Raw genomic sequence first — 25,982 nt, forward strand, 5'->3', positions numbered from 1 at the left:
GTCATCCGAGACCCGCGACCAGGACCTCATGGACGATGCGCTGCACCTCCGGGTCGGAGGGCATCTCATTGTGCAGCACACGCCCGGCCCCCAGGTCCTGCACATAACGGTTCGTCACCTCGGTCTCTCCGCCGCTGTCCCCGGTGAGGAACCCCGACTCCGGGGGGACCACCGTCGTGTCCACCCTCGTCACCAGACAGGTGTAACGCACCCCCGGCCGGGTCTCCGGCGAATACGACAGGTCGTTGAGCAGGGGGGAACCGACCACCTGCTGCATCCCGGCGACCCCCATCATCCGGACCACCGTCGCCTCGGCGACCTTCGCCGCCAGCTCATTGGTGGACAGCAGGGACGTCAGCTGCGCGTTCAACGACGTACCGTGGTGGGGGGCCGACAAGGTGACGAGATGGTGGACCCGGTCGTCGAAGCCCATCTCGTTGATGAGGTAGCGCGACAGAAGCCCACCCTGGGAATGGGCGACAATGTCAACCTTCTCCGCCCCCGTGGCCCGCAGCACCTGGTTGATGTACGCGCCCACGTCGATCGCCGACTGGCGGATCTCACCGGTACCGTGGCGTCCGTAGTCCGGGGCGAAGACCACGAAACCGTCGTCACGCAGTCGGGTGACGAGGTTCTGCCACACCGCCTTCGAGGAAATGGTGCCGTGCACCAGAACGACCGGCCAGGGACGACGGTCGACAGGCCGGGCCCACCAGAGGTCGTCGACGTAGCCGGCGAAACTCTGCCGCGCGCCGATGGGCACGGCGTCCTCACCCGGCGGGGCGGGGGCCAGCTTCACCAGCCGGGAGGTGAAACCCAGGGTGTTGCGCAACCCGTCGGAGAACGAGGCGAGCTGCTCAGACCAGGAATGCTGGCCAGGGTCGGCGGCCTCGGCGGCCGCAGCGGCGGTGAGAGCGTCGATGTAGGAGGTCAGGTCCTCAGGGACCCCGTCACTGTTCCCGTTGTCCTTCACGGTGACAGTCCTATCCCGGGACGTTCTCCACACCACGGGCCCGCAGACCCGCGCGGATCCTCTCCGCGGCGTCATCCATCCTCTGCGGGTCGGTCTCGTCCATGCCCAGGGCCGTGGCGAGGTTGTAGCCGGACATGTCCGCGGCAGGGAAGACATGGATGTGGGTGTGGGGGACCTCGAACCCGGCGATGAGGTAGCCGGCACGCGGGGCGTCGAAGGCGTCGACGATGACCGCGCCGATGCGCTGGGCCACCTCGTTGAGGTGGGCCCACAGAGCGGGGTCGAGGTCGGTCCACCGGTCCACCTCCTCGACCGGGACGACGAGAGTGTGCCCGTAGGCGACGGGTTCGATGGTCAGGAACGCTGCGACGGTGTCGTCGCGGTACACGAAACGGCCGGGAAGTTCACCGGCGATGATCTTGCTGAAGACGGAGGCCATGGGTCCGATCGTAGCGACCCGTTAAGATCGTTGACCATGCGCACACTCGTCATCGGCAACGGAGCCCGTGAACACGCCCTCGCCTACTCGCTCTCGCAGGACCCCCAGGTGACGGAGGTGCACGTGGCCCCCGGCAACCCCGGAATGGCCGCAGTCGCCACCCTGCACCCGGAGACACGGGGGGAGGACGCCGCGGCCGTGGTCGACCTGGCCCGCGCCCTGGCCCCGGACCTGGTGGTCGTCGGCCCGGAGATCCCCCTCGTCGCGGGAGTGGCGGACGCCCTGCGTGAGGCAGGGTTCGCCGTTTTCGGTCCCTCGGGTGCAGCCGCCCGCATCGAGGGCTCCAAAGCCTTCGCCAAGGGCGTCATGGCGTCCGCCGGTGTCCGTACGGCACGGGCCGAAACCGTGGGCACCGGAGCCGGAGACGCCGACATCGAAGCCGCCCTCGACCGGTTCGGCCCCACCTGGGTGGTCAAGGACGACGGCCTGGCCGGGGGTAAGGGGGTGGTCGTCACCACCGACAGGGACGAGGCGCGGGCACACATACGCGCCGTCCACGCAGCAGGCAACCCCGTACTGCTCGAAAGCTTCCTCGACGGGCCCGAGATCTCCCTCTTCTGCCTCGTCGACGGACCGACAGTGGTTCCGCTGCTGCCGGCCCAGGACCACAAACGGGTCGGAGACGGTGACGAGGGGCCCAACACCGGTGGCATGGGAGCCTACACACCCCTGCCGTGGCTGCCCGCCGACGGAGTGCAGCGCATCGTCGACGAGGTGTGCACCCCCGTGGCCAGGCAGATGGTCGAAGAGGGATGCCCGTTCTCCGGACTCCTCTACGCGGGACTGGCCTGGGGCCATGACGGCCCCGCAGTCGTCGAGTTCAACTGCAGGTTCGGGGACCCGGAGACCCAGGCGGTGCTCGAACTGCTGGAGACCCCGCTGGGCGGAGTGCTCTCCGCCGTGGCGGAAGGCCGGCTCGCCGAACTCCCCCCGCTGACATGGAGGGACGGGTACGCGGTGACCGTGGTACTCGCCGCCGGAGGATACCCGGAAGCCCCGGTCACAGGCGTACCCCTCGACGGTGCCGCCGCCGGCGACGAAGCCCGCGGAGTGCGTGCCGCCGGTGTCGCCGCCAATAAGAGACCGGTGCTCAACGTCGTGGGAACCGGGGCGACCCTCGAGGACGCGCGGGACGCCGCCTACCGCGAACTCGCGACAGTGTCCCTGCCCGGCGGACACTACCGGTCGGACATCGGCCTCGCCGCGGTCGAAGGCCGCATACAGGTACCGGAGTAGAACCGAAGTGCCCAGGACGCGCAGAGCCCCCACCGTTCCCGAGATATGCACCGGTCTCCTCACCTGCACCGCCTGCGCCTTCGTCAGCGCCTGCGGCTCCGACAGTGACCGGATGGTGGACACCTCCTCAGTGTCCACGATGCTGATGACCAGGGACGACACGCCACCCGGATACACCTGGAACAGTGTCGCCGAAGTCCTGCGGGACGCCGGTGACGACCTCGGCCAGCAGATCGACGCCGAGGCCGCATCCGTGAAAGTGGAACCGGACTACTGTGCCGCCCTCGTGCCGACCTCCACCTCGATCATCGCCGAACTCCACGACCACGGGGACACCACCGGGGCCGTCGAGTTCCTCCCCGAAGACTCCAACGACCCCGCCGTCGTCGACGCAGTCGTCTCCACCTCCGACGACGGCGACACCGCAAGCCTCGCCTCAGGGAGAGTCAGCGCGGACCGGTGCAGTGACTTCACCAGGACCAGGGACGACGGATCAGTGACACACTTCCGGGCGGACTCGAGCAGAGCATCACTGGCATCCCCGGACGACACAACAGTCATCACCGTCCTCAGCGACTCGGTGACACCCGGGGAAGAACTGGTCACCACCATCACAGGGACCGTCGACGGAGTCCACTTCCGCATCGCCGCATCCGGGGTAACCGACACACAGATCCTCACCGACCTGGCAGAAAAGCAGGTCAGACACATTATCGAGGTCATGGAGGGGCAGGACTAGATGTTCGGTCGGAGAAAAGCCCCGGGCCGGTCACGGCGAACGGTCCGCCAGTGGAGACATGCCCCGGACCCCGGCGAGACAGAGATACTCCCATCGCCACAGGTCGACCCCCACGCCGCCTCCGCAGTGCTCCACCGGGTACTCGCCGAGATCGGAGGTGACCGGCCCGTCACGCAGGTCGGCGGATTCGCGGTCGCCACCACAGTGCGCACGGCCCCGCTCACATTCGCACTCGAAGGGCTGTGGGAAGGACAGAGTGACAGCGACTCCGGGAAGCTGCTCACGCTGGCGGGCACCTGGAACGCCGGGCACACGGTACCGCGGGCGCAGGTCGGCGTCGACCGCTCCGGCCGGGTGACGGTCACAGCGGACAGTGAACTGGTGTGCGGGGTCGGGGTGACCGTGCAGCAGCTCGACGAATGGCTGCGCCGCGCACTGGCAGGATTCAGTGCATTCGGCAGCTTCCTCGCCGAACGTGGACTGCAGACCGTGGCCGGTGGTGACAGGGCCGGTGGTGACAGGGCCGGTGAGTCCGGAGACCGCCAGCCGGACGCGGTGCCGGTGGACGCGGTGCCGGTGGACGCGGTGCTGGTGGACGCGGTGCTGGAGGAGGTCGCCCACGGTGACGTCACGGCTGCCGTCACCCCGGGAAACAGGTTCGGTCTCGTGGGCGGTCGGACTCCGGCAGTTCTGCTCGCGAGGATCGGGACATCACTGGAAGGCAGGACCGAGCACAGGGAACCCGGGGCGTCAGGACGCCGTGGAAACGGCTACCTCAGGTTCGCTGCCGGGGCTGACGTGGCACTTCACGACGGCACTCTGTCCGTGACGGATGGTGTGACGCTGGGCTCGCCGGGATCAGGTGGCCCGGAAAGTGACGATGACACGAACGACGTGGAGGAGTGGCTGAGAGCTTTGTGCAACCGGGTGAACACGCTGCCAGGAGGGGTCGTCGCGGTCTTCGACCGGGGAACTCTCACCTGTGCGGTGCACCGTCCGGTGGGTTCCGGGTTGTCGGACGCCCAACTGGATGACGCTGTCTCCCGCGACCGTCGGGCTGTCGGTGAGATGCTGCGGTTGATGGCGGCCGAGATCTCCGGTGAAGCTGATGCCTGAAGGGCACGTGGTCCACCGGCTCGCCGCAGCACTGGTCAGGACTTTCGGTGGTCGGGTGGTGTCCGTGAGCTCGCCGCAGGGGCGTTTTGCCACGGAGGCGGCGTTGATCGACGGTTCAGTCCTGTCTGACGCCACGGCCTGGGGAAAGCATCTGTTCGTGCATTTCTCCGCGGGGACGGTGCACATCCATCTCGGACTGATCGGCACCATGGGCTTCGGGCCTGCAGCGCCTCCCCATGGTCAGGTGCGGTTGCGGATCAGTGACGGGCACGAGGTCGCCGACCTCCGTGGGCCGCAGAGCTGTGCCCTGGTGGTTCCGGAGGAGGAGGACGCCGTGATCGCGAAACTGGGAGCTGACCCGTTGCTGCCGGTCCACGGTTCGGCGGGGGTCGGCGTACTCAACCGGGGGAAACTGGAGTCGACGGTGCGGCGGACCCTGTGCTCGTCGAGACCGGTCGGCGCACTGTTGATGGACCAGGGTCTTTTTGCCGGGGTGGGCAGCATCTACCGGACGGAGGTGCTGTTCCGGCAGGGTATCTGTCCGCAGCGCCGGGGCAGCGAGCTGCGGTCCGGGGAGTTGACCGCTGTCTGGGATGATCTGGTCCTGCTCATGGAGGCCGGTGAGCGTACCGGTCGTATCGACACGGTCCGGCCCCGGCACACACCGGAGGCGATGGGCAGGGCTCCGCGCAGGGATGACCACGGCGGCGAAGTGTATGTGTACAGGCGCGCCGGTCAGCCCTGTCTGGTGTGTGGCACGCCGGTGCAGACCGGTGTGCTGTCCGGGCGGAAGATCTACTGGTGCCCGGTCTGTCAGCCTGTTCAGTTGACCGGTCCGTCGGGATCGTCACGGTAGAAGTGTGACAGGGGGCCTGCAGCGTAGGTGGTGTGCTCCTCCCCGTTCGGCCCCGTCCAACAGACTGTGTGACCGCCGTCGGGGGAGTTGCATGTCCACAACCGGGTGGTCTTGACTCTGTGGTGTTCGGGACAGAGGTTCTGGACGTTCTCCAGCTCAGTTGCCCCGTCGGACGTGGGATCGGTGTGGGGTGAGTTCTCGATGTGGTCTTTCTCGCATCGGACCGCGGGAACGGTGCATCCGGGGAACCTGCAGTGACCGTCACGGGATTCCGCGGCCATCTGCACCAGCACCGGCCACCGGTACGCCTCCGTGGAGGGAAGTTCGACGCGCCGGGTGGGGAGGACCTGAACCGTCCCGTTCGGGGAGGTGCGTGCGAGATCTTCGAGACGTTCTGCCGCCTCCACGTCGAGCCAGCCGACTTCGGGGGAGTAGGCGGCACCGGTGCCGTGGACGTCGTCGACGGTGGCCCGGAAGAGATTGACCCGTACGGTCAACGTCTCCGGGTCGTCACCGAGCATGCCCATCAGGATCTGGGCCTTGATCTCGTTTCTGGTCGGGAGCGGGGGAAGAGCCCCTGGGTCATCGGCCTCGTCGCGACTGTGCCGCAGGCCGGCGATCATCTGCTTCGCCTTGTCCGTGAGTGCCCTGTCGATGCCGGCGGCGGTCAGTTCGTTGCCGCAGTGAAGTGAGAGTACCCTGCCCCGACGGTGCAGTGTCGCCGAATCTCTCTCTGCTCTGGCGGTCTCGGCGTAGAGTCCGGGGGCCTTGTCCAGGAGGACCGCATCGATGAGATCCCGCAGATCCGCGAGGTTGACGGTGCAGGTTCCCTCGCCGTTCTCCGACAACCAGGAGACCACCGCAGGCTCGACGACATGGTCGAGTCCTGTACGGGTCTCCTCCGTCAGACTGACGGGGACAGTGGACATGTGGCGGTTGATCCTGGACCAGACAAGATCGAGATGGTCCACCGCCAGCCGTCCGGATTCCTGGGCGAGGGTGAACAGTTCGGGCATACGTTCGGCGACGTCTGTTGCGTGACCGAACCGGACCGCATCTGCCCGGGTACGGCCGCGCCATGCCAGGGCGGTGGCGATACGGGCTTCCACAGGGGTGGCGAGCAGCCCGACGACGGTGAGCATGTCCCCCAGGTTGGCCAGTGGAATGATGTTGTCGCGGACGTGTCTGGCGACTTCGGCACCGCCTATGTGCGGTGACTGTACTGCGGTGGTCATGGTGGCGTCCTTCCCCCGGTGGTTCACTGGGGTGAACTGTACAGGAAATTCTGATGTAATGCAACAGTTGTTCTAATGTGGGGTGCCCGTGGATCCCTGCCACAGGCGCAGGGGAAGGCACCGGGCCGGCGAGGGGAGGGCGGTGTGGGATACTGGACGCCGTGGCTGACAAGAAGAAGATCTCCAACGTCCTGGCCGACCGTTACGCTTCCCCGGAGCTGACCCGAATCTGGAGCCCGGAGGACAAGATCCTCGCCGAGCGCCGCCTGTGGATCGCCGTGATGAAGGCCCAGAAGGAGATGGGGGTGGACATCGCCGACGGCGTCATCGAAGACTATGAACGGGTCATCGACGACATTGACACCGTCTCCATCGCCGAGCGCGAGAAGGTCACCCGGCATGACGTCAAGGCCCGCATCGAGGAGTTCAACGCCCTCGCCGGCCACGAGGACATCCACAAGGGGATGACCAGCCGGGACCTCACCGAGAACGTTGAGCAGCTGCAGATCCGCCGCTCCCTGGAGATCGCCCGCGACAAGGCCGTCGCCGTCCTCGCCCGCATCGGCGAGCGGGCCGCCCGGTACAGGACCCTCGTCATGGCCGGCCGCTCCCACAACGTCGCAGCACAGGCGACCACCCTCGGCAAGCGGTTCGCCTCAGCCGCCGATGAACTGATGATCGGCATCGAGCGGATCGAGAACCTGCTGGACCGTTACCCGCTGCGCGGAGTCAAGGGCCCGATGGGCACCAGTCAGGATATGCTCGACCTGCTCGGCGGAGATGTCGGGAAGCTGGAGGCATTCGAACGCAGGATCGCCGATGAGCTCGGATTCACCCGCATCTTCGACTCCGTCGGGCAGGTGTACCCCCGTTCCCTCGACTTCGACGCCCTGTCAGCTCTCGTCGAGACCGGTGCCGCGATGTCTTCCCTGTCGATGACCATCCGGCTGATGGCGGGCAACGAGACCGTGACCGAAGGGTTCAAGGAGGGGCAGGTCGGGTCATCGGCCATGCCGCACAAGATGAACGCAAGGTCCTGTGAACGTGTCGGGGGCATGCAGATCATCCTGCGCGGATATATGACGATGGTGTCTGACCTGGCAGGTTCGCAGTGGAACGAGGGTGACGTCTTCTGCTCGGTGGTGCGGCGGGTCGCCCTGCCGGACGCCTTCTTCACCTTCGACGGCCAGTGCGAGACTTTCCTCACCGTCCTGTCCGAGTTCGGTGTGTTCCCGGCGATGATCGACCGCGAGCTCGAGCGTTACCTGCCGTTCCTCGCCACGACCCGTATTCTCATGGCCGCGGTGCGTGCGGGGGTGGGGCGCGAGACCGCCCACGAGATCATCAAGGAGAACGCGGTTGCCGTCGCACTGAACATGCGTGAGAACGGTGGGGGTCAGGACCTCGTTGAACGGCTTGCCGCCGATGAGCGTTTCCCGCTCGACGAGCAGCAGCTCAGGGAGGCTCTGGCTGACCGTCACGCGTTCATCGGTGCCGCGGAGAACCAGGTGGACCGCGTCCTGGCACGGGTGGACGCCGTGGTCGCGAAGTATCCGGAGGCGGCGGCCTACACTCCGGGTGAGATCCTCTAGGCGTCACCGCCCCAGGCGTCCCCGGGTGTGATTTCCACGCCGGGGACGGCCCCCACCTCACAACAGTGCGTCGAGGAGCATCCAGGTTCCGAAGCCGGTGAGGAAGATTCCGGAGCATACCGTGACTGCCGTCGCCAGGCGTGGCCGGCTGCGCAGCAGGGAGCGGGCCAGTACCGCGACGCCGGAGTAGACCACGAGAATCTCGAGTACGAATATCCCGCCGAGCAGTGCCATCTGTACCCCGGAGTGCCATCCTCCGGGGGTCAGGAACTGCGGCAGCAGTGCGAGGAGGAGCATGAGCCCCTTGGGGTTGATCCCGCTGACGCCCATGCCGCGGAGGAACTGGTGCAGTCCGTCGGAGGGCACGCCTGTGCCGGTCCCTGTGCCGGCGGCAGGGGCCGGAGAGACCAGGGCGGGGACGCCCCGGCGCAGTTCGAGGAGGTTGGTCACGCCGAGCCAGACGATGTAGGTCGCCCCGACCACCGTCAGTACGGTGAGGAGGTCAGGGTGGGAGCTGACGACAGCTCCGACACCCCCGGCGATCACGGTGACCTCGACGATGTACCCGCCGGCGAGTCCGAGGACCGGGGGCACCACGGATCCGGTGCGCAGTCCGGCCGTGATCGCGTAGGCCCAGTCGGCGCCGGGCATGACGGCGAAGATGCCGGCCGTGAGCGCGAACTGGAGCACGAGAGCTGTTTCCACAGCTCACAAGCTTATTTCAGGATGAGGGGAATGTGTTTCGAACTTTGCGTCCGACATCGCCTGTCCGTGCAATAATATTCCGCATGGACGCCGTCGACAGGAAAATCCTTGCACTGCTCCGGGATGACGGGAGAATGAGTGTCACCGACCTCGCCGGCGCAGTCCGTCTCAGCGTGTCCTCCTGCCACCGGCGTCTGAAGGAACTGGAGCGCACCGGCGTCATCCTGGGCTACCACGCCGAGATCGACCGGGCCGCCCTCGGACTGGCCTTTGAGGCGCTCGTTTTCGTCACCATGGGCAGGACCGATCAGGCCACGGTAGCCGCCTTCGAGGACGCCGTGTCCCGCGAACCCGCCGTGGTCTCCGCCGAGCGGGTCTTCGGCGAAACCGACTACATCCTGCGCACCCTGACCCGCGACCTCACCGGCTACCAGGAACTCTATGACTCGGTGCTGGGGACGCTGCCCGGAGTGGAGCGGTTGACCTCGACCATGGTCATGAAGAGGCTCTGACGGCAGGTCCGTCACTCCGCTGCCCGTCACTCCGCTGCCCGTCACTCGACGACGACGAGCAGGTCACCGCCCTCGACTTTCGTCGGCTGGGTCGTCACGACCCGGGTGACCGTCCCGTCGACCGGAGAGGTGATCGTGGCCTCCATCTTCATCGCCTCGATGACGGCCACGGCGTCCCCGGCGGAGACTTCGTCGCCGACCTTCGCGGTGACCGTGACCGCACCGGCGAACGGTGCGGCAACCTGGCCGGGGACTGCAGGATCGGCCTTCTCCGCCGCAGCCGTCACAGATTCCACCGCACGGTCGCGTACCCGGACCGGCCTGATCTGACCGTCGACGGTGGTGACGACCCGTCGGATCCCCTTGTCGTCGGGTTCGCCCACCGCGTCGAGGCGTACCACCATCGCGGTGTTGCCTCTGATCCTCACGGCAGTCTCCTCACCCTCCTTCAGCCCGTAGAGGAACTGCCTGTCACTGAGGACGGAGACGTCACCGAATCGGCGCCGGTGCTCCTCGAATCCCTCCGTCTCCCGGGGGAACAGCAGCCGGTTGAGGGCGCTCCTGCGCGCCCGGGACGGTGCATCGGCCGGACCGCGCAGGTTCTCCTCCTCTCCGGCGGGGACCTCGACCACCCGGGACGCGGTGGACCCCCTGCCCTCCAGGGCCAGCGTGCGCAGGGGCTCCGGCCAGCCTCCGGGAGGTGTCCCCAGCTCACCGCGGAGGAACGCGATGACTGACGCCGGGATGTCGTACCGGCGGGGGTCGGCGGCGAACTCCCCGACAGTGACACCGGCGCCGACGAGATGTAGCGCCAGATCGCCGACGACCTTGGACGAGGGGGTGACCTTCGTGGGGCGTCCGAGCAGGCGGTTCACCCCGGCATAGGCGTCCTCGATGAGTTCGAACCTGTCACCGAGGCCGAGGGCGACAGCCTGGGTGCGCAGGTTGGACAGCTGCCCTCCGGGGATCTCGTGGGTGTACACCCGTCCGGTGGGGCCCGGAAGCCCGGACTCGAAGGGCCGGTACACGGTTCGGACGGCCTCCCAGTACGGTTCCATCGAGTTCACGGCGTCCAGCCCGATGCCGGTGTCCCGGTCGGTGTGCGCGAACGCCGCCACGATCGCCGACAGGGAGGGCTGGGATGTTGTCCCGGCCATCGCGGCGCTGGCCCCGTCGACGGCGTCGGCACCCGCCTGCGCTGCGGCGAGGTAGGTCGCCAACTGCCCGCCCGCGGTGTCGTGGGTGTGGATGTGCACCGGCAGGTCGAAGTTCCTCCGCAGTGCGGTCACCAGGGTGGACACCGCGGCGGGGCGGAGAAGCCCGGCCATGTCCTTGACGGCCAGTACATGTGCCCCCGTCGCGACGATCTGTTCGGCCAGGCGCAGGTAGTAGTCCAGCGTGTAGAGGTCCTCGGCAGGGTCGGAGAGGTCCCCGGAGTACGCCATCGCCACCTCCGCCACCGCCGTCCCGGTCTCCAGGACCGCGTCGACGGCGGTGCGCATCTGGTCGATGTCGTTGAGTGCGTCGAAGATGCGGAAGATGTCCACACCCGACACCGCCGCCTCCGCGACGAAGGAGCGGCACACCACGTCCGGGTACGGTGTGTAGCCGACGGTGTTCCGGCCCCGCAGGAGCATCTGGATGTTCATGTTCGGCATCGCCGTCCGCAGCCTGTCGAGTCTCTCCCACGGATCCTCGTGGAGGAACTGCAGGGCGACGTCGTAGGTCGCACCGCCCCACGCCTCCACGGAGAGCAGTTCCGGGGTCAGCCGTGCGACAGCCTCTGCGGCGTCGACCAGGGCACTGGTCCGTACCCGGGTGGCGAGCAGTGACTGGTGGGCGTCCCGGAAGGTCGTGTCCGTCACCGCGAGGGAGGCCCGGCTCCGGAGCCGACGGGAGAACTCCTCCGGCCCCACCTCACGCAGCAGGTCCCGGGAACCCCGGGGCAGGGGGGAGGCACCGTTGGTGTCACTGCCGTTGCGGGCGTCCTTCTCCCTCACCACCGGCGGAAGTTTGCGCGCCGGGATGACCTCCGCCGGCCGGTCACCGTTGGGCCGGTTGACGGTCACGTCGGCGAGGTAGTCGAGCAGTCGTCCGGCCTCGTCGTCGGCCGGCGGCGCCTGCAGCAGCCACGGGTGGGTGGAGATGAACGACGTGGAGATCCGGCGGTGGAGGAAGTCGTCCTCGCGCAGCAGTGCGCGCAGGAACCCGATATTTGTCGCCACACCCGAGACGGTGAACTCGTTGAGGGCCCGTCGGGCACGGGCGACAGCCTGGGCGAAGTCGGTGCCGCGGCAGGTCAGCTTCACCAGCATGGAGTCGAAGTTGGCCGTGATCTCTCCGCCGAGGCTCACCGCCCCGTCGAGACGGACACCTGCCCCGCCCGGTGAACGGTAGGCGGTGACCGTCCCGGTGTCCGGCCGGAATCCGTTGGCGGGGTCCTCGGTGGTGATCCGGCACTGGAGGGCCGCTCCCCGGGTCACGATGTCCTCCTGCCGCAGTCCCAGCTCATCGAGGGTGGCGCCGGCGGCGAGGTGGATCTGGGCCTTCACGATGTCTACCGAGGTGACCTCCTCGGTGACCGTGTGCTCGACCTGGATACGGGGGTTCATCTCGATGAAGACATGGTTGCCGGCGGCGTCGACGAGGAACTCCACCGTCCCGGCCCCCTGGTACCCGATTGCGCGGCAGAACGTCACGGCGTCCCTGCAGATACGGTCGCGCAGGTCAGGGTCGAGGTTCTGGGCGGGCGCGATCTCCACGACCTTCTGGTGCCGTCGCTGCAGCGAGCAGTCACGCTCGTAGAGGTGGATGACGCCGCCGTCACGGTCACCGAGCACCTGGACCTCGATGTGCCGGGGATCGGTGACGGCCTGTTCGATGTACACCCTGGCGTCGCCGAAGGCCGCCGCAGCTTCCCGGGAGGCCTCCGCCGCCTTCTCGGCCAGCTCTCCGGGGGACGCCACGAACCGCATTCCCCGGCCCCCGCCACCGGCCACGGCCTTGACGAACAGCGGGTAGGCGCGGCCCGCGGCCATGGAGACGATGTCGTCGATGTCCTCGGAGGGTTCCGAGTCGTCGAGGACGGGAAGTCCGGCCCGTCGGGCAGCCCGGACCGCAGCCGCCTTGTCCCCGGTGAGTTCCAGGGTCTCCGGTGACGGCCCGATGAAGGTGATGCCGTTGTCGGCGCAGGCGCGGGCCAGGGCCGCGTTCTCCGACAGGAAGCCGTAGCCGGGGTAGACGGCGTCCGCCCCGGTCTGCTCTGCGGCCCGGATGATCTCGTCGACGTCGAGGTAGGCCTTGACCGGGGAACCGTCCGTCCCGATGCGTACCGCTTCGGTGGCGAAGGAACGGTGGAAGGAGTTGCGGTCCTCCCGCGGGTACACCGCGACAGTGCGGGCGCCGGTCTCGTAGGCGGCACGGAAGGCGCGGACGGCGATCTCGCCACGGTTGGCGACGAGAATCCTGTCGAAGGAGGGGAGTGCCATCTGAGGCCGGTCCTTTCAGGCGGCCGGACGGTCGTTGACCGACCGCTGGGGTTCGCCGTTGTAGGCGGACAGCGGGCGGATCAGCGCATTGTCCGCGTTCTGTTCCGCAATGTGCGCGGTCCAGCCGACGACCCGGGCGATCACGAAGATCGGTGTGAAGAACGGGATGTCGATACCGAGCATGTAGTAGGTCGGTCCTGCGGGGAAGTCGAGGTTCGGCAGGATTCCCGTGCGCTTCTCCATGGCGTCCTGCATCTTCTCGTACATCTCCACCCACTTCGCTCCGTCGTGGTTGGCCGCGGTGCGCCGCATCGCGGCCTCCATCGACGGGACCCGGGAGTCACCGCGCTTGTACACGCGGTGCCCGAAGCCCATGATCTTCTCCTTGCGGTCCGCCTTGTCCAGGACCCAGGCCTCGGCCCGGTCGGGGTCACCGACCTCGAGGAAGTTGTGCATCACGGCCTCGTTCGCGCCACCGTGCAGCGGGCCCTTCAGCGCACCGATCGCCCCGGTGACCGCGGAGTAGGTGTCCGAGGTCGTCGACGCGATGACCCGGCCGGTGAAGGTCGAGGCGTTGAACGAGTGCTCGGCGTAGAGGGTGAGTGACTGGTCGAAGGCCTCGACATCGTCGGGACGGGTCGCCGGGGACCCCTCGCCGTCCCCGAAGGCCATGTACAGGTAGTTCTCGGCGATGGAACGGTCAGGGGAGGGGGCGATGAAGCCCAGTCCCCGGCGTCGGCGCATGTCGTAGGCGACGACGGTGGGAAGTTTCGCCAGGAGGTTGAGGCCGATACGTCGGACCCCGTCGCCCGACCGGTCACCGGCCTGCGGGTCGTGGGCACCGATCCAGGACACGGCGGTGCGGCAGACGTCCATGGGGTGGCAGTCCTGCGGCAGACCGTCGACGAGGTCGACCAGGGCCTGCGGGATCCCGCGCAGGGACCGTTCCGTCCTCTCGAACTCCTCCTTCTGTTCGGGGGTCGGAAGTTCCCCGTTCCACAGCAGGTAGGCGACGTCCTCGAAGGTGCAGTGCTCGACGAGCTCCTGGACCGGGTAGCCCCGGTAGGTCAGGGAGTTGGTCTCCGGGACGACCTTGGAGACGGCGGTGTAGTCGACGATGACGCCGTTGAGACCCTTGCGGACCTCGGTGGCGGTGGAATCTGTGGCGTTCATGGTGGTGGCTCCTCTCACGGAAGTGGTGTGCCGGTCAGGCGGTGGGATCGTAGGTGTCGGGGGAGTAGGTGAAGACGCTGGTGTCGAACTCGTTGTATTCCCGGTAGCGCAGCAGTTCGTAGAGTCGCGACCGGTGCTGCATACGGTCCAGCCAGTCACGCTGGGTTCCGGTGGATGCGATGTCGCCCAGTGCCTGTTCAACCTGGCCCATGGCTATACGCAGGGTGGTCACGGGGAAGATCACGGCGTTGTAGCCGAGGTCCTCCAGGGTCTTTGCGCCGAGCAGCTCAGATTTCCCGAACTCGGTCATGTTCGCCAGCAACGGGACGTCGACCGCGGCCCGGAACTTCTCGAACTCCGCCGGGGTACGGAGGGCTTCGGTGAAGATGAGGTCGGCACCGGCGTCCGCGTAGGCCTTCGCCCGTTCCACGGCACTGTCGATGCCCTCGACCCCGGCGGCGTCGGTCCGGGCGCAGATGACGAACTGGTCGTCCCGGCGTTCCTTCACCGCCGCGCCGATGCGACGCAGCATCACCTCGGTAGGCACGACCTCCTTGCCGTCGAGATGGCCGCAGCGTTTCGGATTGACCTGGTCCTCCAGGTGGCAGCCGGCGATCCCGGCGTCCTCCAGCTCGGACACGGTCCTGGCCGCCGACATGGGTTCGCCGAACCCGGTGTCCGCGTCGACCAGTACGGGCAGGTCGGTGGCTCTGGCGATCTGGCGGGCGCGTCCGGCGACCTCGGTGAGGGTCGTCAGGCCGATGTCCGGAAGTGCCAGGTCAGCGGCGACGACCGCCCCGGAGACGTAGACGCCCTCGAAGCCCTTGTCCTGGACGGCGCGGGCGACGAGCGGGGAGAATGCGCCGGGGAGCCGGGTGATCCGTGTCGAGGTGAGGGAGTCCCTCAGCGCCCGGCGACGGTCGGTGGGAGGGACGGTGCTCGAGTACAGGCCGGACATCACAGGATCCCGTCGGGGATCGCGGGCGCCTTGGCCAGGGTGTCGGCGTCGAAGGTCACGGTGAGCTGGTCGAGCTCGTCAGGGCCCAGGGACGCCGTGTTGCGGGCGGCGTCGAGGAAACGGTCCTGTTCCTTGTCCGGTACCAGTCCCTCGGCCAGGGTGCGGAACTTGTTCTCGTACTGGGCGCGGTCGAAGGGGTGGGCGCCGAGCGGGTGGGCGTTGGCGACGGCGAGCTCGTCCTCGATGACGGTCCCGTCCTCCATGGTGACCACCGCCCGGGCACCGAAGGCCTTCACCGCCGGGTCACTGGAGTGGTACCGGCGGGTCCACTCCGGGTCTTCGACGGTGGAGATCTTCCGCCACAGTCGGACGGTGGACGGGCGGTGGGCGCGTTCGGGGGAGTAGGAGGTGCTGTAGTCCCAGACACCGTCCTCGAGGGCCACGGCGAAGATGTACATCACCGAGTGGTCGAGGGTCTCACGGGAGGCGTCGGGGTCGAACTTCTGCGGGTCATTCGCACCGGTGCCGATGACGTGGTGGGTGTGGTGGCTGGTGTGCAGGACGACCGACCTGATCTTGTCGAGGTCGTCGATCCGGTCGCGGAGGAGGAAGGCCAGGTCGATGGGGGCCTGGGACTGGTACTCCGCCGAGTGTTCCTTGGTGTAGGTGTCGAGGATGGCCCGCTTGCCCTCGCCCGGTGCGGGGAGCGGGACGGTGTACTCGGCGTCCGGCCCGTCGAGCAGCCACGCGATGACGCCGTCCTCACCCTCCCAGATGGGGGCGGGGGCTCCCTCGCCACGCATCGCGCGGTCGACGGCCTCCACCGCCATCTTCCCGGCGAAGGCGGGGGCGAAGGCCTTCCAGGAACTGATGAGTCCCTTACGCGACTGCCGGGTGGCGGTGGTGGTGTGCAGTGCCTGGCCGACCGCCTGGTAGATGGTTTCGGGGTCGAGCCTGAGCAGGGCGCCGAGACCTGCGGCGACGGAGGGCCCGAGGTGCGCCACATGGTCGATCTTGTGGGCGTGCAGGCAGATGCCCTTGACGAGGTCGACCTGGATCTCGTAACCGGTGACGATACCGCGGATGAGGTCTTCACCGGTCAGGCCGCGGGCTGCGGCCTGCCGCTGGGCGACGGCGAGGACCGGGGGGATGTTGTCTCCGGGGTGGGAGTATTCGGCGGCGAGGAAGGTGTCGTGGTAGTCGAGTTCGCGCACGGCGACACCGTTGGCCATGGCCGCCCATTCCGGTGCATAGGTCCCCGGGACGCCGAAGACGGTGGAGCCCGGGCTCATGGGGCGGGCCATGGCCTGGTTACGGGCGGTCGACGGCGGTCGGCGGAGTACCGAGGCGACGGCGACGGAGGCGTTGTCGATGATGCGGTTGACCGCCATGTCCGCTGATTCGGCGGGCACGGCCACCGGATCGGCGGCGACCTGTGCGATCTTCCAGGCGAGGTGTTCGCTTCGGGGGAAGTCTTCGGCGGACGGGTGGACGCGGACGATGTGATTCTCCACGGAACAGATTCTCCTTTGTGACGGGTGACACATGCTGTGATGTGGATCCCACTATGCCACCGCTGTCGAAAGAATTGTCCGGGAAAATAAGCACGGGGGTGAAGTACGCGTCACAGAGGGGCTTTAACAGTGTTGCGCCACACACTTTTGCGGGTGGCTTTCCGGACCGGCCAGCCGCCGGCCGGGCTGTGACCGGGCTGTGGAAGTGTGGTGTCGGGAGTGGTGGAAAAAGGTGGGAGGACGGTGGCACACCGCCGCGTACACCGCCGACCGGGAATTCCAGGTGCCATGTCAGTGCAGGTCAGAGAATGTTCACCCGGGAGATGGAACTGTGGCGGTGCGCTCGGGCTGTGCTCGCGGTGCGGTGGCGGTGCGCTCGCTGTGCGGTGGCGTCCCACCCCTGCGCCCTGACCGGGTGACACCGGCGAGATCGCCGGAGCCGGAATTTCCCCACTTTTCCTGCGCCGGGGGTGGTGGACAATGCAGGTGCTCTGGTAAGTGACGACCGCCGGCCGGCACCCGTTGAGGGCCGGCCGTCCCCCGGTTCAGCCCTGGTACAGCGGCAGGGAACTGCCGGGGATCGAGTCGATGAGGTGACGCGTGTACTCCTGCTCCGGCGTCTCGAACAGGGCGTCCGTCTCCCTTCTCTCCACGATCCTGCCGTTACGCATGACCAGGGTCTCGTCCGCGATCTGTTTGACCACCGCAAGGTCATGGGTGATGAACAGGTAGGTCAGCCCGGTGTCCCGCTGCAGCTCGTTGAGCAGTGCCAGGATCTGCGACTGGACCAGCACGTCCAGTGCACTGACCGCCTCGTCGAGGATCAGCGCCTCCGGGCCCAGGGCCAGCGCCCGCGCGATGGCGACACGCTGCCGCTGCCCGCCGGACAGCTCGCCGGGGTACCGGGACAACATCGACGACGGCATCGCAACCCGGTCAAGCAGCTCACGGACCCGCTTCTCCCGGTCCCGGGCAGACCCCACCCCGTGGACCTTCAAGGGCTCCGCGATGGTGTTGAACACCGAGTACATCGGGTCGACCGAGCCGTACGGGTTCTGGAACACCGGCTGCACCCGACGGCGGAACGCCAGTTCCCCCGCCTTGTCCAGTCCGGTGACGTCGGTACCGTCGAAGGTCACCGTGCCCCGCGTCGGTTCCAGCAGACCGAGCACCATCTGTGCCACGGTCGACTTACCCGACCCGGACTCGCCGACCAGCGCGAGCGTGCGTCCGCGCCGCAGGAAGAAACTGACGTCCTCCGCCGCGGTGAACTGCTTCTTCCGCCACGGGCGGTCCCCGGCGACCTCGTAGATCTTCGTCAGCCCGGACACCTCGATGAGGTTCGGTGTGCTGTCCCCTGACGTGCCCGACGTGCCCGACGTGCCTGACGTGCCTGCCGGGCCTGACGGCGCCACCGGGGCAGCGTCCTTCAGCGGCTCCTCCAGCTTCAGGTCGACGCGGCGGGCCGCCACCGACGGGGCGGACGCCACGAGCTTCTTCGTGTACGGGTGCCGTGGATCCTGCAGGATCTCCAGGGAGGGACCGGTCTCCACGATCCTGCCCTGGCTCATCACGATGATCCGCTGGGCGCGCTCTGCGGCCAGGCCCAGGTCATGGGTGATGAGCAGGACAGCCGTACCCAGCTCCCGGGTGAGCCCCTGAAGATGGTCGAGGATCTGCTGCTGCACCGTCACATCCAGAGCCGAGGTCGGCTCATCGGCGATGAGGAGGCGGGGACGGGCGGCCAGTCCGCAGGCGATGAGGGCACGCTGCCGCTGACCACCGGAGAACTGGTGGGGGTACTGGTTGATCCGGCGTTCCGCATCGGTGAGACCCGCCTCCTCCATGAGCTCGACGGCCCGGGTGTGGGCGGCCGAACCGGTGGCGACGTTGTTCGCCTTCAGAGCCTCCTTGATGTGGTGGCCGATCGACCACACCGGGTTGAGGTTGCTCATGGGGTCCTGGGGGACCAGGCCCACCTCCGAGCCACGGATCTCCGTGAAACCACGCTCACTGAGATGGGTGATGTCACGGCCGTCGAAGGTGATGGTCCCCCCGGTGACCCGCCCGCCGCCCGGCAGCAGCCCCATGATGCTCATGGCGGTCGTCGACTTCCCGGAACCGGACTCGCCCACCACGGCGACGGTCTCCCCGGGCCAGATGTCGAAACTGACGTCGGCGACCGTAGGCAGCGGGTTCTTCGGAGTACCGAAGGCGATGGAGACATCGCGCATCGACAGGAGGGGGAAGTCGCCGGAGGTGCTGTGGTCGTTGACTGTGGCGTCACTCATCGGGTGCGCTCCTTCGGGTCGAGGGCGTCCTTGAGGGTGTCACCGAGCAGGATGAACCCCAGCACGGTGAGGGCCAGGGCGCCGGCCGGGTAGAAGAGGATCTCCGGGGCGATCCGCAGGGTCGACTGGGCGGTGGAGATGTCGTTGCCCCAGGAGACCGTCTCCGGTGGCAGACCGATGCCCAGGTAGGACAGGGTCGCTTCGGCGACGATGTAGATACCCAGGTTGGTCGTCGTCATCACGATGATCGGTGCCAGACAGTTCGGCAGGATGTGACGGACGAGGATGGCGACCCGGGACAGTCCGAGGGCGCGGGACGCCTGGACGTAGTCGTTGTTCTTCGCCTGCATCACCGCCCCACGGACCATGCGCGCCATCTGCGGCCAGCCGAACAGCGACAGCACCAGCACCACCGTCCAGGTGGTGCGGACCTCGAAGGCCTGCATGAGCACGATGCCGGCGAGCAGCAGCGGGATGGCGAAGAAGATGTCGGTGATGCGGGAGAGCAGGGCGTCCACCCAGCCGCCGAGGTACCCGGCCAGGGAACCGACGATGATACCGACGAGGGTCACCGCGAGTGTGGTGAGGACGCCGGTGGTCACCGACGCGCGGGCACCGTAGACCGTGCGGGCGTAGACGTCGTAGCCCTGCTGGGTGAACCCGAAGGGGTGGCCCGGGGCCGCGCCCTCCAACGAATCCTCCAGCCGGGCGGCACGTGGGTCGGTCCCGGAGAACAGTCCGGGGAAGACCGTGACGAGAAGGACGACGGCGATGATGATGACGGAGACCCAGAACATGGGCCGGCGCCGCAGCCTGAGCCACGCCGACCCCCAGAAGCCCCGGGGGGCCTCGTCGGGGAGTCGCTGGTCACGGGTGAGGACGTCGGAGGTCTCGACCTCGGCGACCCATCTGCCCCCACGGGGCAGCGGGTCAGGACGCGTCGTTGCTGTGGAACTTCCGGCACCGGTGGAACTGCCGGGACCGGTACCGGTGGTGGTGCTGTGCGGGTCAGACATAGCGGATCCTGGGGTCTAGGAGGGCGTAGAGCAGGTCGATGAGAAGGTTGGAGAGCACGAAGATGATCACCAGGACGGTGACCACGCTGACCACCGTCGGGGACTCCCCGAGCTTCACGGCCTCGAAGAGAAGTCCGCCGACACCGTGGATGTTGAAGATGCCCTCGGTGACGATGGCGCCGCCCAGCAGGGCCGCGAAGTCCGCGCCGATGAAGGTCACGACCGGGATCAGTGAGTTCCTGAGCACGTGCGCGGTGATCACCTTCGGGCGGGACAGTCCCCGGGCCGAGGCGGTACGGACGTAGTCGGCGCGCAGGTTCTGGGCGACCTCCGACCGGGTGAGCCGGAGAACGTAGGCGAAGGACACCAGCCCCAGCACGAACGCCGGCAACAACAGGCGGGTGAAGGAACCGTGGGAGCCGACGGTCGGCGGGACGATGCCCCACTGGATACCGAAGAGGAACTGTCCGACGAAGCCGAGGACGAACACCGGTACGGCGATGATGACCAGGGAGACGACCAGCAGGGTGGAGTCGAACCAGCCGCCCTTCTTCAGACCGGCGACGACGCCGAAGCCGACGCCGAAGACCGTCTCGATGACCAGTGCCATCACCGCAAGTTTGACGGTGATGGGGAAGGCCTCGGCGAGGACCTCGGTGACCGGTCGGCCCGAGAAGGTCAGTCCGAGGTCACCCTGGAAGATTCCGCCGAGGTAGAGCAGGTACTGGACGATGAACGGCCGGTCCAGATGGTACTGCTCGCGGATGGAGTCGAGCACCGCGGGATCCGCGGCCTTGTCCCCCGCGAGAGCGAGAACCGGGTCACCTGGGGTGAGGAAGACCATCGCGTAGATGAGGAATGTCGCTCCGAGGAAGACCGGAATCAGCTGGAGGAGACGTTTTCCGAGATACCACCACATGTCAGTTCACGTCCTTCGTGATCTCGGTGTAGACGGGCATGCCCAGCCAACCCGACTGCACGTTGTGCAGTTTCGGGCTCCAGGCGGTGGACGCCGCGTAGTACCACAGCGGGATCTGGGGCAGGTCCTTCATGAGGATCGCCTGCGCCCGGTTGTAGACGGGCTGGGCCTGCTGCGCGTCGGGCTGTGCCGCGGCATCCGCCAGGAGGCGGTCGAACTCGGGGTTGGAGTAGTCACCGTCGTTGGAGGAGTCCCCCGTCCGGTAGTTGGACACGAGGAAGGACGCGATCGACGGGTAGTCGGCGTTCCACCCGGACCTGAACGCCGCGTCGACGGTGCGGTTGACCACGTCGTCACGCATGGCCTTGAAGGTCGGGTAGGCCTTGCCGACGGCGTCGATACCGAGGTTCTGCCGGATGCTGTTGGTCACCGCCTCGACCCACTGCTGGTGACCGCCGTCGGCGTTGTAGGCGATCTCGAACTTCTGTCCGCCCCACGGGCTGATCCTGTCGGCCTGCGCCCACAGTTCCTTCGCCTTCTCGGGCTGGTAGGTCAGTACCTCCTTGCCCGGGATGTCGGGGAGTCCGCCGGCGAGTGTGGGGGCGCCGAAATCCTCGGCGATGCGTCGGGTACCGAAGTACACCTTGTCGATGACGAGCTGCCGGTCGATGGACATGGAGATCGCGGCGCGTCGCAGCCTGCCCTCCTCGTCGGGACCGAAACCGGGCAGACTCTCCGGGATGGTGAAGTTCTGGATCGCGGCGTAGGGCTTGTCGTCGTGACTGTCGGGGAAATCCTCGGTGTACGTCGGGTACGCCTCCGGTGACACACTTTCACGCATGTGGTCGAGATCCCCGGACTGCAGGTCCGCGTAGGCGGTGTTCAGTGAGGAGTACATGACGAACGCGATCCCGGGGTTCTTCGCCGGGGTGTCACCGGGGTAGTCCGGGTTGGCGCGCAGGGTGATGGAGACATTGTGCTGCCAGGCGTCATCCCCGTCCATCATGTACGGTCCGTTGCCGACCGGGTGGGCGCCGAAGGCGTCCATGTCCTCGAAGGCGACGGAGGGCAGTGGGGCGAAGGCGGAGAAACCGAGGAGGGAGACGAAGGAGGAGTCCGGGGCGGAGAGGGTGATCGTGAACTCGGTGTCGCTGATCTTCCGCAGGCCGGACATGGTCTCCGCGGTCGGTTCGACGGTCACGTTGCCGTCGGCGTCTGTCTCCCCGGCAACGTCGGTGTAGCCCTTGATCGGTGCGAAGAAGGCCGACTGCAGCTGCGCGTGCTCCGGCTGGACCGCCCAGTTCCAGGCGTTGATGAAGGAGTCGGAGGTGACCCGTTCCCCGTTCGTGAAGGTCCAGTCGTCGCGGAGCCTGACACGGAAGGAGGTCGAGTTGTCGTTGGGGGTGATCGACTCGGCCACGCCCATGCGAACCTCCCCGTCGGGGGTGTATTCGGCCAGGCCGGTGAAGAGGTTCTCGATGACCTGCCCGCCGTTGACCTCGTTCGTGTTGGACGGGACCAGCGGGTTCTGGGGTTCACCGCCGAAGAAACTGATGTACTCGTCGGGGACCCGGTCGGAGTTGTCCGCGCAGGCCGCGGTGGCGAACACGACGGACAGACAGGCGAAAAGTGCCGTGATGAGGCGGGGTATGTGCCCGGGGAGCCGGGTGTGACTCATGGTGTGCCTTTCATGGGTGGGAGAGGTCGGAGGGATCTGGTGAGGGGTTACTGGACTTCCGGTGCAGCGCCGCCGACAGCGGTGAGACGCCGACAGTGGTGAGACGCGGACCACAGCCACCTTAGAGTTACCAGGGAGTCACCGGGGATTCATCCGGGAGAACAAGATGTGACGGCCGCCACGCCACCGGAGAGTGTCCACGTGGAGTTCAGTCCACAGGCGGGCTAGACTTTGCCCCCATGCGACCTGACTTGTCCGAGTACACGCACTTTTCCGCAGGTAAAGTGCGCGAGATCTACGAGATCGACGACACAACTCTGCTGATGGTGGCCACCGACCGGATTTCCGCCTACGACTACGTCCTGGACACCGACATCCCGGACAAGGGGCGGGTCCTCACCGCGATGAGCGACTTCTTCTTCGACGCGCTCGACTTCCCCAACCACCTCGCCGGCGGGGCGGACGACGAACGGATCCCCGAAAAGGTCGTCGGGCGGGCCATGGTCTGCCGGAAACTGGACATGCTCCCCTTCGAATGCGTGGTCCGTGGATACCTCACCGGATCAGGCCTCGCCGAGTACCGGGAGAACGGTGCCGTGTGCGGGGTGGAACTCCCCGAGGGTCTCACCGAGGCCTCCAGGCTCCCCGAACCGATCTTCACTCCGGCGACCAAGGCCGAGATCGGCGACCACGACGAGAACGTGACCTTCGCCAGGGTCGTCTCCGACCTGGGCAGGGAGCGGGCCGAGGAACTGCGCGCCGCGTCGGTGAAGATCTACAGCCAGGCTGCGGCCATCGCCGCCGACCACGGGATCATCCTCGCGGACACGAAGTTCGAGTTCGGGCTGGACGCCGCGGGCAACCTCGTCCTCGGCGACGAAGTCCTCACCCCGGACTCCTCCCGCTACTGGCCGGCCGACACCTACGAGGAGGGGAAGGTCCAGCCGAGCTTCGACAAACAGTACGTCCGCAACTGGCTCACCGGACCGAAGTCCGGCTGGTCACCGAAATCCCAGACACCCCCTCCGGAACTGCCCGGATCCGTCGTCGAGGCCACCCGCGAACGCTATATCGAGGCCTACGAGAGGATCTCGGGGAAGCGCTTCGCCGACTGGATCGGCACCTGCGCAGGATACTGACCGCAGGCCCAGAAAGGGGCCGGGGCGGACTCCGGGGAAGAGGCCGGTGCAGAGGTCGGTGCAGAGTCCGGGGCTACGATCGGGATCCATGGATTCCGAACACCGGCCCGACAGTTCCCCGACACCGTCCCCGGAGCCGCCGGTCGCGGCGAAGGTCCCGTACACCCGCACCTTCCACGGCCGTGACTTCGTCGACAACTACGAATGGCTCCGGGACAAGGGCGACCCCGCGGTACGCGCCTACCTCGACGAGGAGAACGCCTACACCCGGGCCCGCACCAGTCACCTGACTCCCCTGGAGGACGCCGTCTTCACCGAGGTGAAGTCACGTATCCGGGAGACGGACATGTCCCTTCCCGTGCGCTCGGGCCCCTGGTGGTACTTCTCCAGGACCGAGGAAGGGAAGAGCTACGGCACGATGTGCCGCATCCCCGTACGGGACAGCGGGGACGCCGACCCCTGGACACCCCCGGAGATCATCCCCGGGCATGCGGCCCCCGACGAGCAGGTCATCCTGGACAGCAATGACCTGGCGGAGGGACACGAGTTCTTCAGCCTCGGGGCGGCCTCCGTCACACTCGACGGACGCTACCTGGCCTACTCCGTCGACGTGACCGGTGACGAACGGTTCGACCTGCGTGTGAAGGACCTCTCCACCGGGGAACTTCTCGACGACCGGATCGACGGAATCTCCTACGGCGCGACGTGGGTGGGGGACTCGTGGCTTTTCTACCAGCGGGTCGATGAGGCGTGGCGTCCCCACGAGGTGTGGCGTCACAGGATCGGCACCCCGGTCTCCGAGGACGTGAGGATCTTCCACGAAGACGACGAGCACTTCTGGGTCGGGGTGGGGGTGACCCGCTCGGAACGCTACCTTCTGGTGTCCACGGCGTCGAAGACCACCAGCGAGACCTGGTACCTCGACCTCGGAGACTCGGCCGGAGACTCGGCCGGAGACTCGGCCGGGGACTCATCCGGAGACTCGGCCGGGGGCGAACTGACCTGTGTGCGTCCCCGGGAACAGGGGGTGCAGTACGACGTCGACCACGCCGTGGTCGACGGTGAAGACTGGTGGCTGGTGCTCCACGACTCTCTCGCCCACAGGCCCAACGGTGAGCTCGGACGTTGCAGGGTCGGCACGGTAGGGGACCTCGACGCCCTGGAGGTGATGGTCCCCCACCGTGACGACCGGCGTGTGGAGGGGGTCGACGTGTTCTCCGACCACATCGTGCTCGCCACCCGCGACAACGGGGTGGAGAAGCTGTCGCTGATGACACTCGGTGAACACGGTGCGCACTGGGGCACCTTCGAACCCGTGGAATTCGATGAAGAGCTCTACTCGGCGGGCACCACCGGCAACTCGGAGTGGGAGTCCCCGGTACTCCGGATCAGCTACACGAGCTATGTCACACCGGCACAGGTGTGGGAGATCGACCTGTCCACCGGACGACGGGTGCTGCGCAGGCAGCAGGAGGTCCTCGGAGATGTGGACCTCACCCGGTACACGGCGTCCCGCCGGTGGGTCACGGCGTCGGACGGTGCACGGATCCCGGTGTCCCTGGTCCACCGCACCGATGTGCCGCTGGACCGGGTCAACCCCGTGCTGCTGTACGGGTACGGCTCCTACGAGGCGTGCATGGACCCGTACTTCTCCGTGTTCCGCCTGTCGATGCTCGACCGCGGGGTCGTGTACGCGGTGGCCCATGTCCGGGGTGGTGGAGAAATGGGACGTACCTGGTACGAGCAGGGCAGGGGACTGCACAAGAAGAACACTTTCACGGACTTCATCGCTGTGGCCGACGATCTGCTCGACTCCGGAATGACCGCTCCCGACCGCATGGTCGCCGAGGGAGGATCGGCAGGGGGACTGCTGATGGGGGCGGTGGCGAACGCCGCTCCCGACAGGTTCGCGGGGATCGAGGCGGTGGTGCCCTTCGTCGACCCCCTGACGTCGATGCTGCGGCCGGACCTGCCGCTGACCGTGACGGAGTGGGAGGAGTGGGGTGACCCGTTCCACGACCCCGAGGTCTACGACTACATGGCGTCCTATTCCCCCTACGAGAACGTCACCGCGCAGAGGTACCCGGCGATTCTCGCGGTGAGCGGTTTCAACGACACCCGGGTGCTCTACGTGGAGCCCTCGAAGTGGGTCGCGGCGCTGCGGGCCACGGCGTCCCCGGACTCGGGGGAGATCCTGCTGAAGACCGACATGTCCTCCGGGCACGGGGGAGTGTCGGGCAGGTACGCGAAGTGGCGGCAGACCGCCTTCGAGATCGCATGGGAGCTCGACCGCATGGGGGCGACAGAACTTCTGCCCTGAGAAGGACGCCCTCAGCCACCCCC

The 25,982-nt window shown here is 67.4% G+C and carries 20 protein-coding genes; 8 read left to right on the top strand and 12 right to left on the bottom strand.

Annotated features, from left to right (window positions below):
* Position 1 precedes the first annotated feature (1 nt).
* Together BN3906_RS05670 and BN3906_RS05675 are read right to left on the bottom strand one after the other, a co-directional pair.
* Positions 2-973: an esterase/lipase family protein gene (locus tag BN3906_RS05670; RefSeq protein ID WP_237559764.1), complete on the bottom strand. Its 972-nt coding sequence runs from the start codon at positions 971-973 to the stop codon at positions 2-4.
* Positions 974-983: 10 nt separating this feature from the next.
* Positions 984-1,412, bottom strand: a complete 429-nt coding sequence (locus BN3906_RS05675; RefSeq protein ID WP_066585220.1) for an HIT family protein — start codon at positions 1,410-1,412, stop codon at positions 984-986.
* 36 nt (positions 1,413-1,448) lie between these two features.
* Here BN3906_RS05675 and purD point away from each other — a divergent pair, with 36 nt between their 5' ends.
* The 4 genes from purD to BN3906_RS05695 are packed head-to-tail and all read left to right on the top strand — an operon-like array spanning position 1,449 to position 5,419.
* The gene (purD, locus tag BN3906_RS05680; RefSeq protein ID WP_066585223.1) at positions 1,449-2,708 is read left to right on the top strand and encodes a phosphoribosylamine--glycine ligase; all 1,260 of its coding nucleotides are present in this window, start codon (positions 1,449-1,451) and stop codon (positions 2,706-2,708) included.
* Between the two features lie 7 nt (positions 2,709-2,715).
* Positions 2,716-3,447, top strand: a complete 732-nt coding sequence (locus BN3906_RS05685) for a hypothetical protein (protein ID WP_261796859.1) — start codon at positions 2,716-2,718, stop codon at positions 3,445-3,447.
* Entirely contained in the window at positions 3,448-4,563 is a 1,116-nt protein-coding gene (locus BN3906_RS14670; RefSeq protein WP_066585232.1) for a YbjN domain-containing protein, read from the top strand.
* Complete coding sequence (locus BN3906_RS05695) at positions 4,556-5,419, top strand: Fpg/Nei family DNA glycosylase (protein WP_066585235.1); 864 nt, start codon at positions 4,556-4,558, stop codon at positions 5,417-5,419. The genes BN3906_RS14670 and BN3906_RS05695 overlap by 8 nt, the downstream gene beginning before the upstream one ends.
* Here BN3906_RS05695 and BN3906_RS05700 read toward each other — a convergent pair.
* Complete coding sequence (locus BN3906_RS05700) at positions 5,386-6,654, bottom strand: HNH endonuclease signature motif containing protein (protein ID WP_066586192.1); 1,269 nt, start codon at positions 6,652-6,654, stop codon at positions 5,386-5,388. The genes BN3906_RS05695 and BN3906_RS05700 overlap by 34 nt on opposite strands.
* A gap of 152 nt (positions 6,655-6,806) precedes the next feature.
* Here BN3906_RS05700 and purB point away from each other — a divergent pair, with 152 nt between their 5' ends.
* Positions 6,807-8,246 carry an adenylosuccinate lyase gene (gene purB / locus BN3906_RS05705; RefSeq protein ID WP_174217170.1) on the top strand — a complete coding sequence of 480 codons (1,440 nt, stop codon included), beginning with the start codon at positions 6,807-6,809 and terminating at the stop codon, positions 8,244-8,246.
* 57 nt (positions 8,247-8,303) lie between these two features.
* Here purB and BN3906_RS05710 read toward each other — a convergent pair whose 3' ends face one another.
* Complete coding sequence (locus tag BN3906_RS05710) at positions 8,304-8,951, bottom strand: LysE family translocator (RefSeq protein WP_066585239.1); 648 nt, start codon at positions 8,949-8,951, stop codon at positions 8,304-8,306.
* An 83-nt stretch (positions 8,952-9,034) separates the two neighbouring features.
* On the opposite strand from BN3906_RS05710, the gene BN3906_RS05715 reads away from it, so the two are divergent.
* The gene (locus BN3906_RS05715; RefSeq protein WP_066585241.1) at positions 9,035-9,463 is read left to right on the top strand and encodes an Lrp/AsnC family transcriptional regulator; all 429 of its coding nucleotides are present in this window, start codon (positions 9,035-9,037) and stop codon (positions 9,461-9,463) included.
* A 41-nt stretch (positions 9,464-9,504) separates the two neighbouring features.
* On the opposite strand, the gene BN3906_RS05720 is transcribed toward BN3906_RS05715, so the two are convergent.
* The 8 genes from BN3906_RS05720 to BN3906_RS05755 all read right to left on the bottom strand — a co-directional run bounded on the left by BN3906_RS05720 (position 9,505) and on the right by BN3906_RS05755 (position 22,500).
* On the bottom strand, positions 9,505-12,951 hold the full coding sequence (locus tag BN3906_RS05720; RefSeq protein WP_066585242.1) for a pyruvate carboxylase: 3,447 nt from the start codon (positions 12,949-12,951) through the stop codon (positions 9,505-9,507).
* Positions 12,952-12,966: 15 nt separating this feature from the next.
* On the bottom strand, positions 12,967-14,124 hold the full coding sequence (locus BN3906_RS05725; protein ID WP_066585248.1) for a bifunctional 2-methylcitrate synthase/citrate synthase: 1,158 nt from the start codon (positions 14,122-14,124) through the stop codon (positions 12,967-12,969).
* Between the two features lie 34 nt (positions 14,125-14,158).
* Positions 14,159-15,082 carry a methylisocitrate lyase gene (prpB, locus tag BN3906_RS05730; RefSeq protein WP_066585251.1) on the bottom strand — a complete coding sequence of 308 codons (924 nt, stop codon included), beginning with the start codon at positions 15,080-15,082 and terminating at the stop codon, positions 14,159-14,161.
* Positions 15,082-16,596 carry an MmgE/PrpD family protein gene (locus BN3906_RS05735; protein ID WP_066585259.1) on the bottom strand — a complete coding sequence of 505 codons (1,515 nt, stop codon included), beginning with the start codon at positions 16,594-16,596 and terminating at the stop codon, positions 15,082-15,084. The genes prpB and BN3906_RS05735 overlap by 1 nt, the downstream gene beginning before the upstream one ends.
* Positions 16,597-17,141: 545 nt before the next feature.
* On the bottom strand, positions 17,142-18,887 hold the full coding sequence (locus BN3906_RS05740; RefSeq protein WP_066585262.1) for a dipeptide ABC transporter ATP-binding protein: 1,746 nt from the start codon (positions 18,885-18,887) through the stop codon (positions 17,142-17,144).
* Positions 18,884-19,903, bottom strand: coding sequence for an ABC transporter permease (locus BN3906_RS05745; RefSeq protein ID WP_187119893.1), 1,020 nt, complete (start codon positions 19,901-19,903; stop codon positions 18,884-18,886). The genes BN3906_RS05740 and BN3906_RS05745 overlap by 4 nt, the downstream gene beginning before the upstream one ends.
* On the bottom strand, positions 19,896-20,822 hold the full coding sequence (locus BN3906_RS05750; protein ID WP_066585263.1) for an ABC transporter permease: 927 nt from the start codon (positions 20,820-20,822) through the stop codon (positions 19,896-19,898). The genes BN3906_RS05745 and BN3906_RS05750 overlap by 8 nt, the downstream gene beginning before the upstream one ends.
* A gap of 1 nt (position 20,823) precedes the next feature.
* Positions 20,824-22,500, bottom strand: a complete 1,677-nt coding sequence (locus BN3906_RS05755; protein ID WP_078057155.1) for a peptide ABC transporter substrate-binding protein — start codon at positions 22,498-22,500, stop codon at positions 20,824-20,826.
* A gap of 239 nt (positions 22,501-22,739) precedes the next feature.
* On the opposite strand from BN3906_RS05755, the gene BN3906_RS05760 reads away from it, so the two are divergent.
* On the top strand, positions 22,740-23,639 hold the full coding sequence (locus tag BN3906_RS05760; protein WP_066585264.1) for a phosphoribosylaminoimidazolesuccinocarboxamide synthase: 900 nt from the start codon (positions 22,740-22,742) through the stop codon (positions 23,637-23,639).
* 88 nt (positions 23,640-23,727) lie between these two features.
* Entirely contained in the window at positions 23,728-25,959 is a 2,232-nt protein-coding gene (locus tag BN3906_RS05765; RefSeq protein ID WP_066585267.1) for a S9 family peptidase, read from the top strand.
* Positions 25,960-25,982 lie beyond the last annotated feature (23 nt).

Source organism: Corynebacterium provencense (assembly GCA_900049755.1).
GTDB lineage: Bacteria > Actinomycetota > Actinomycetes > Mycobacteriales > Mycobacteriaceae > Corynebacterium > Corynebacterium neomassiliense.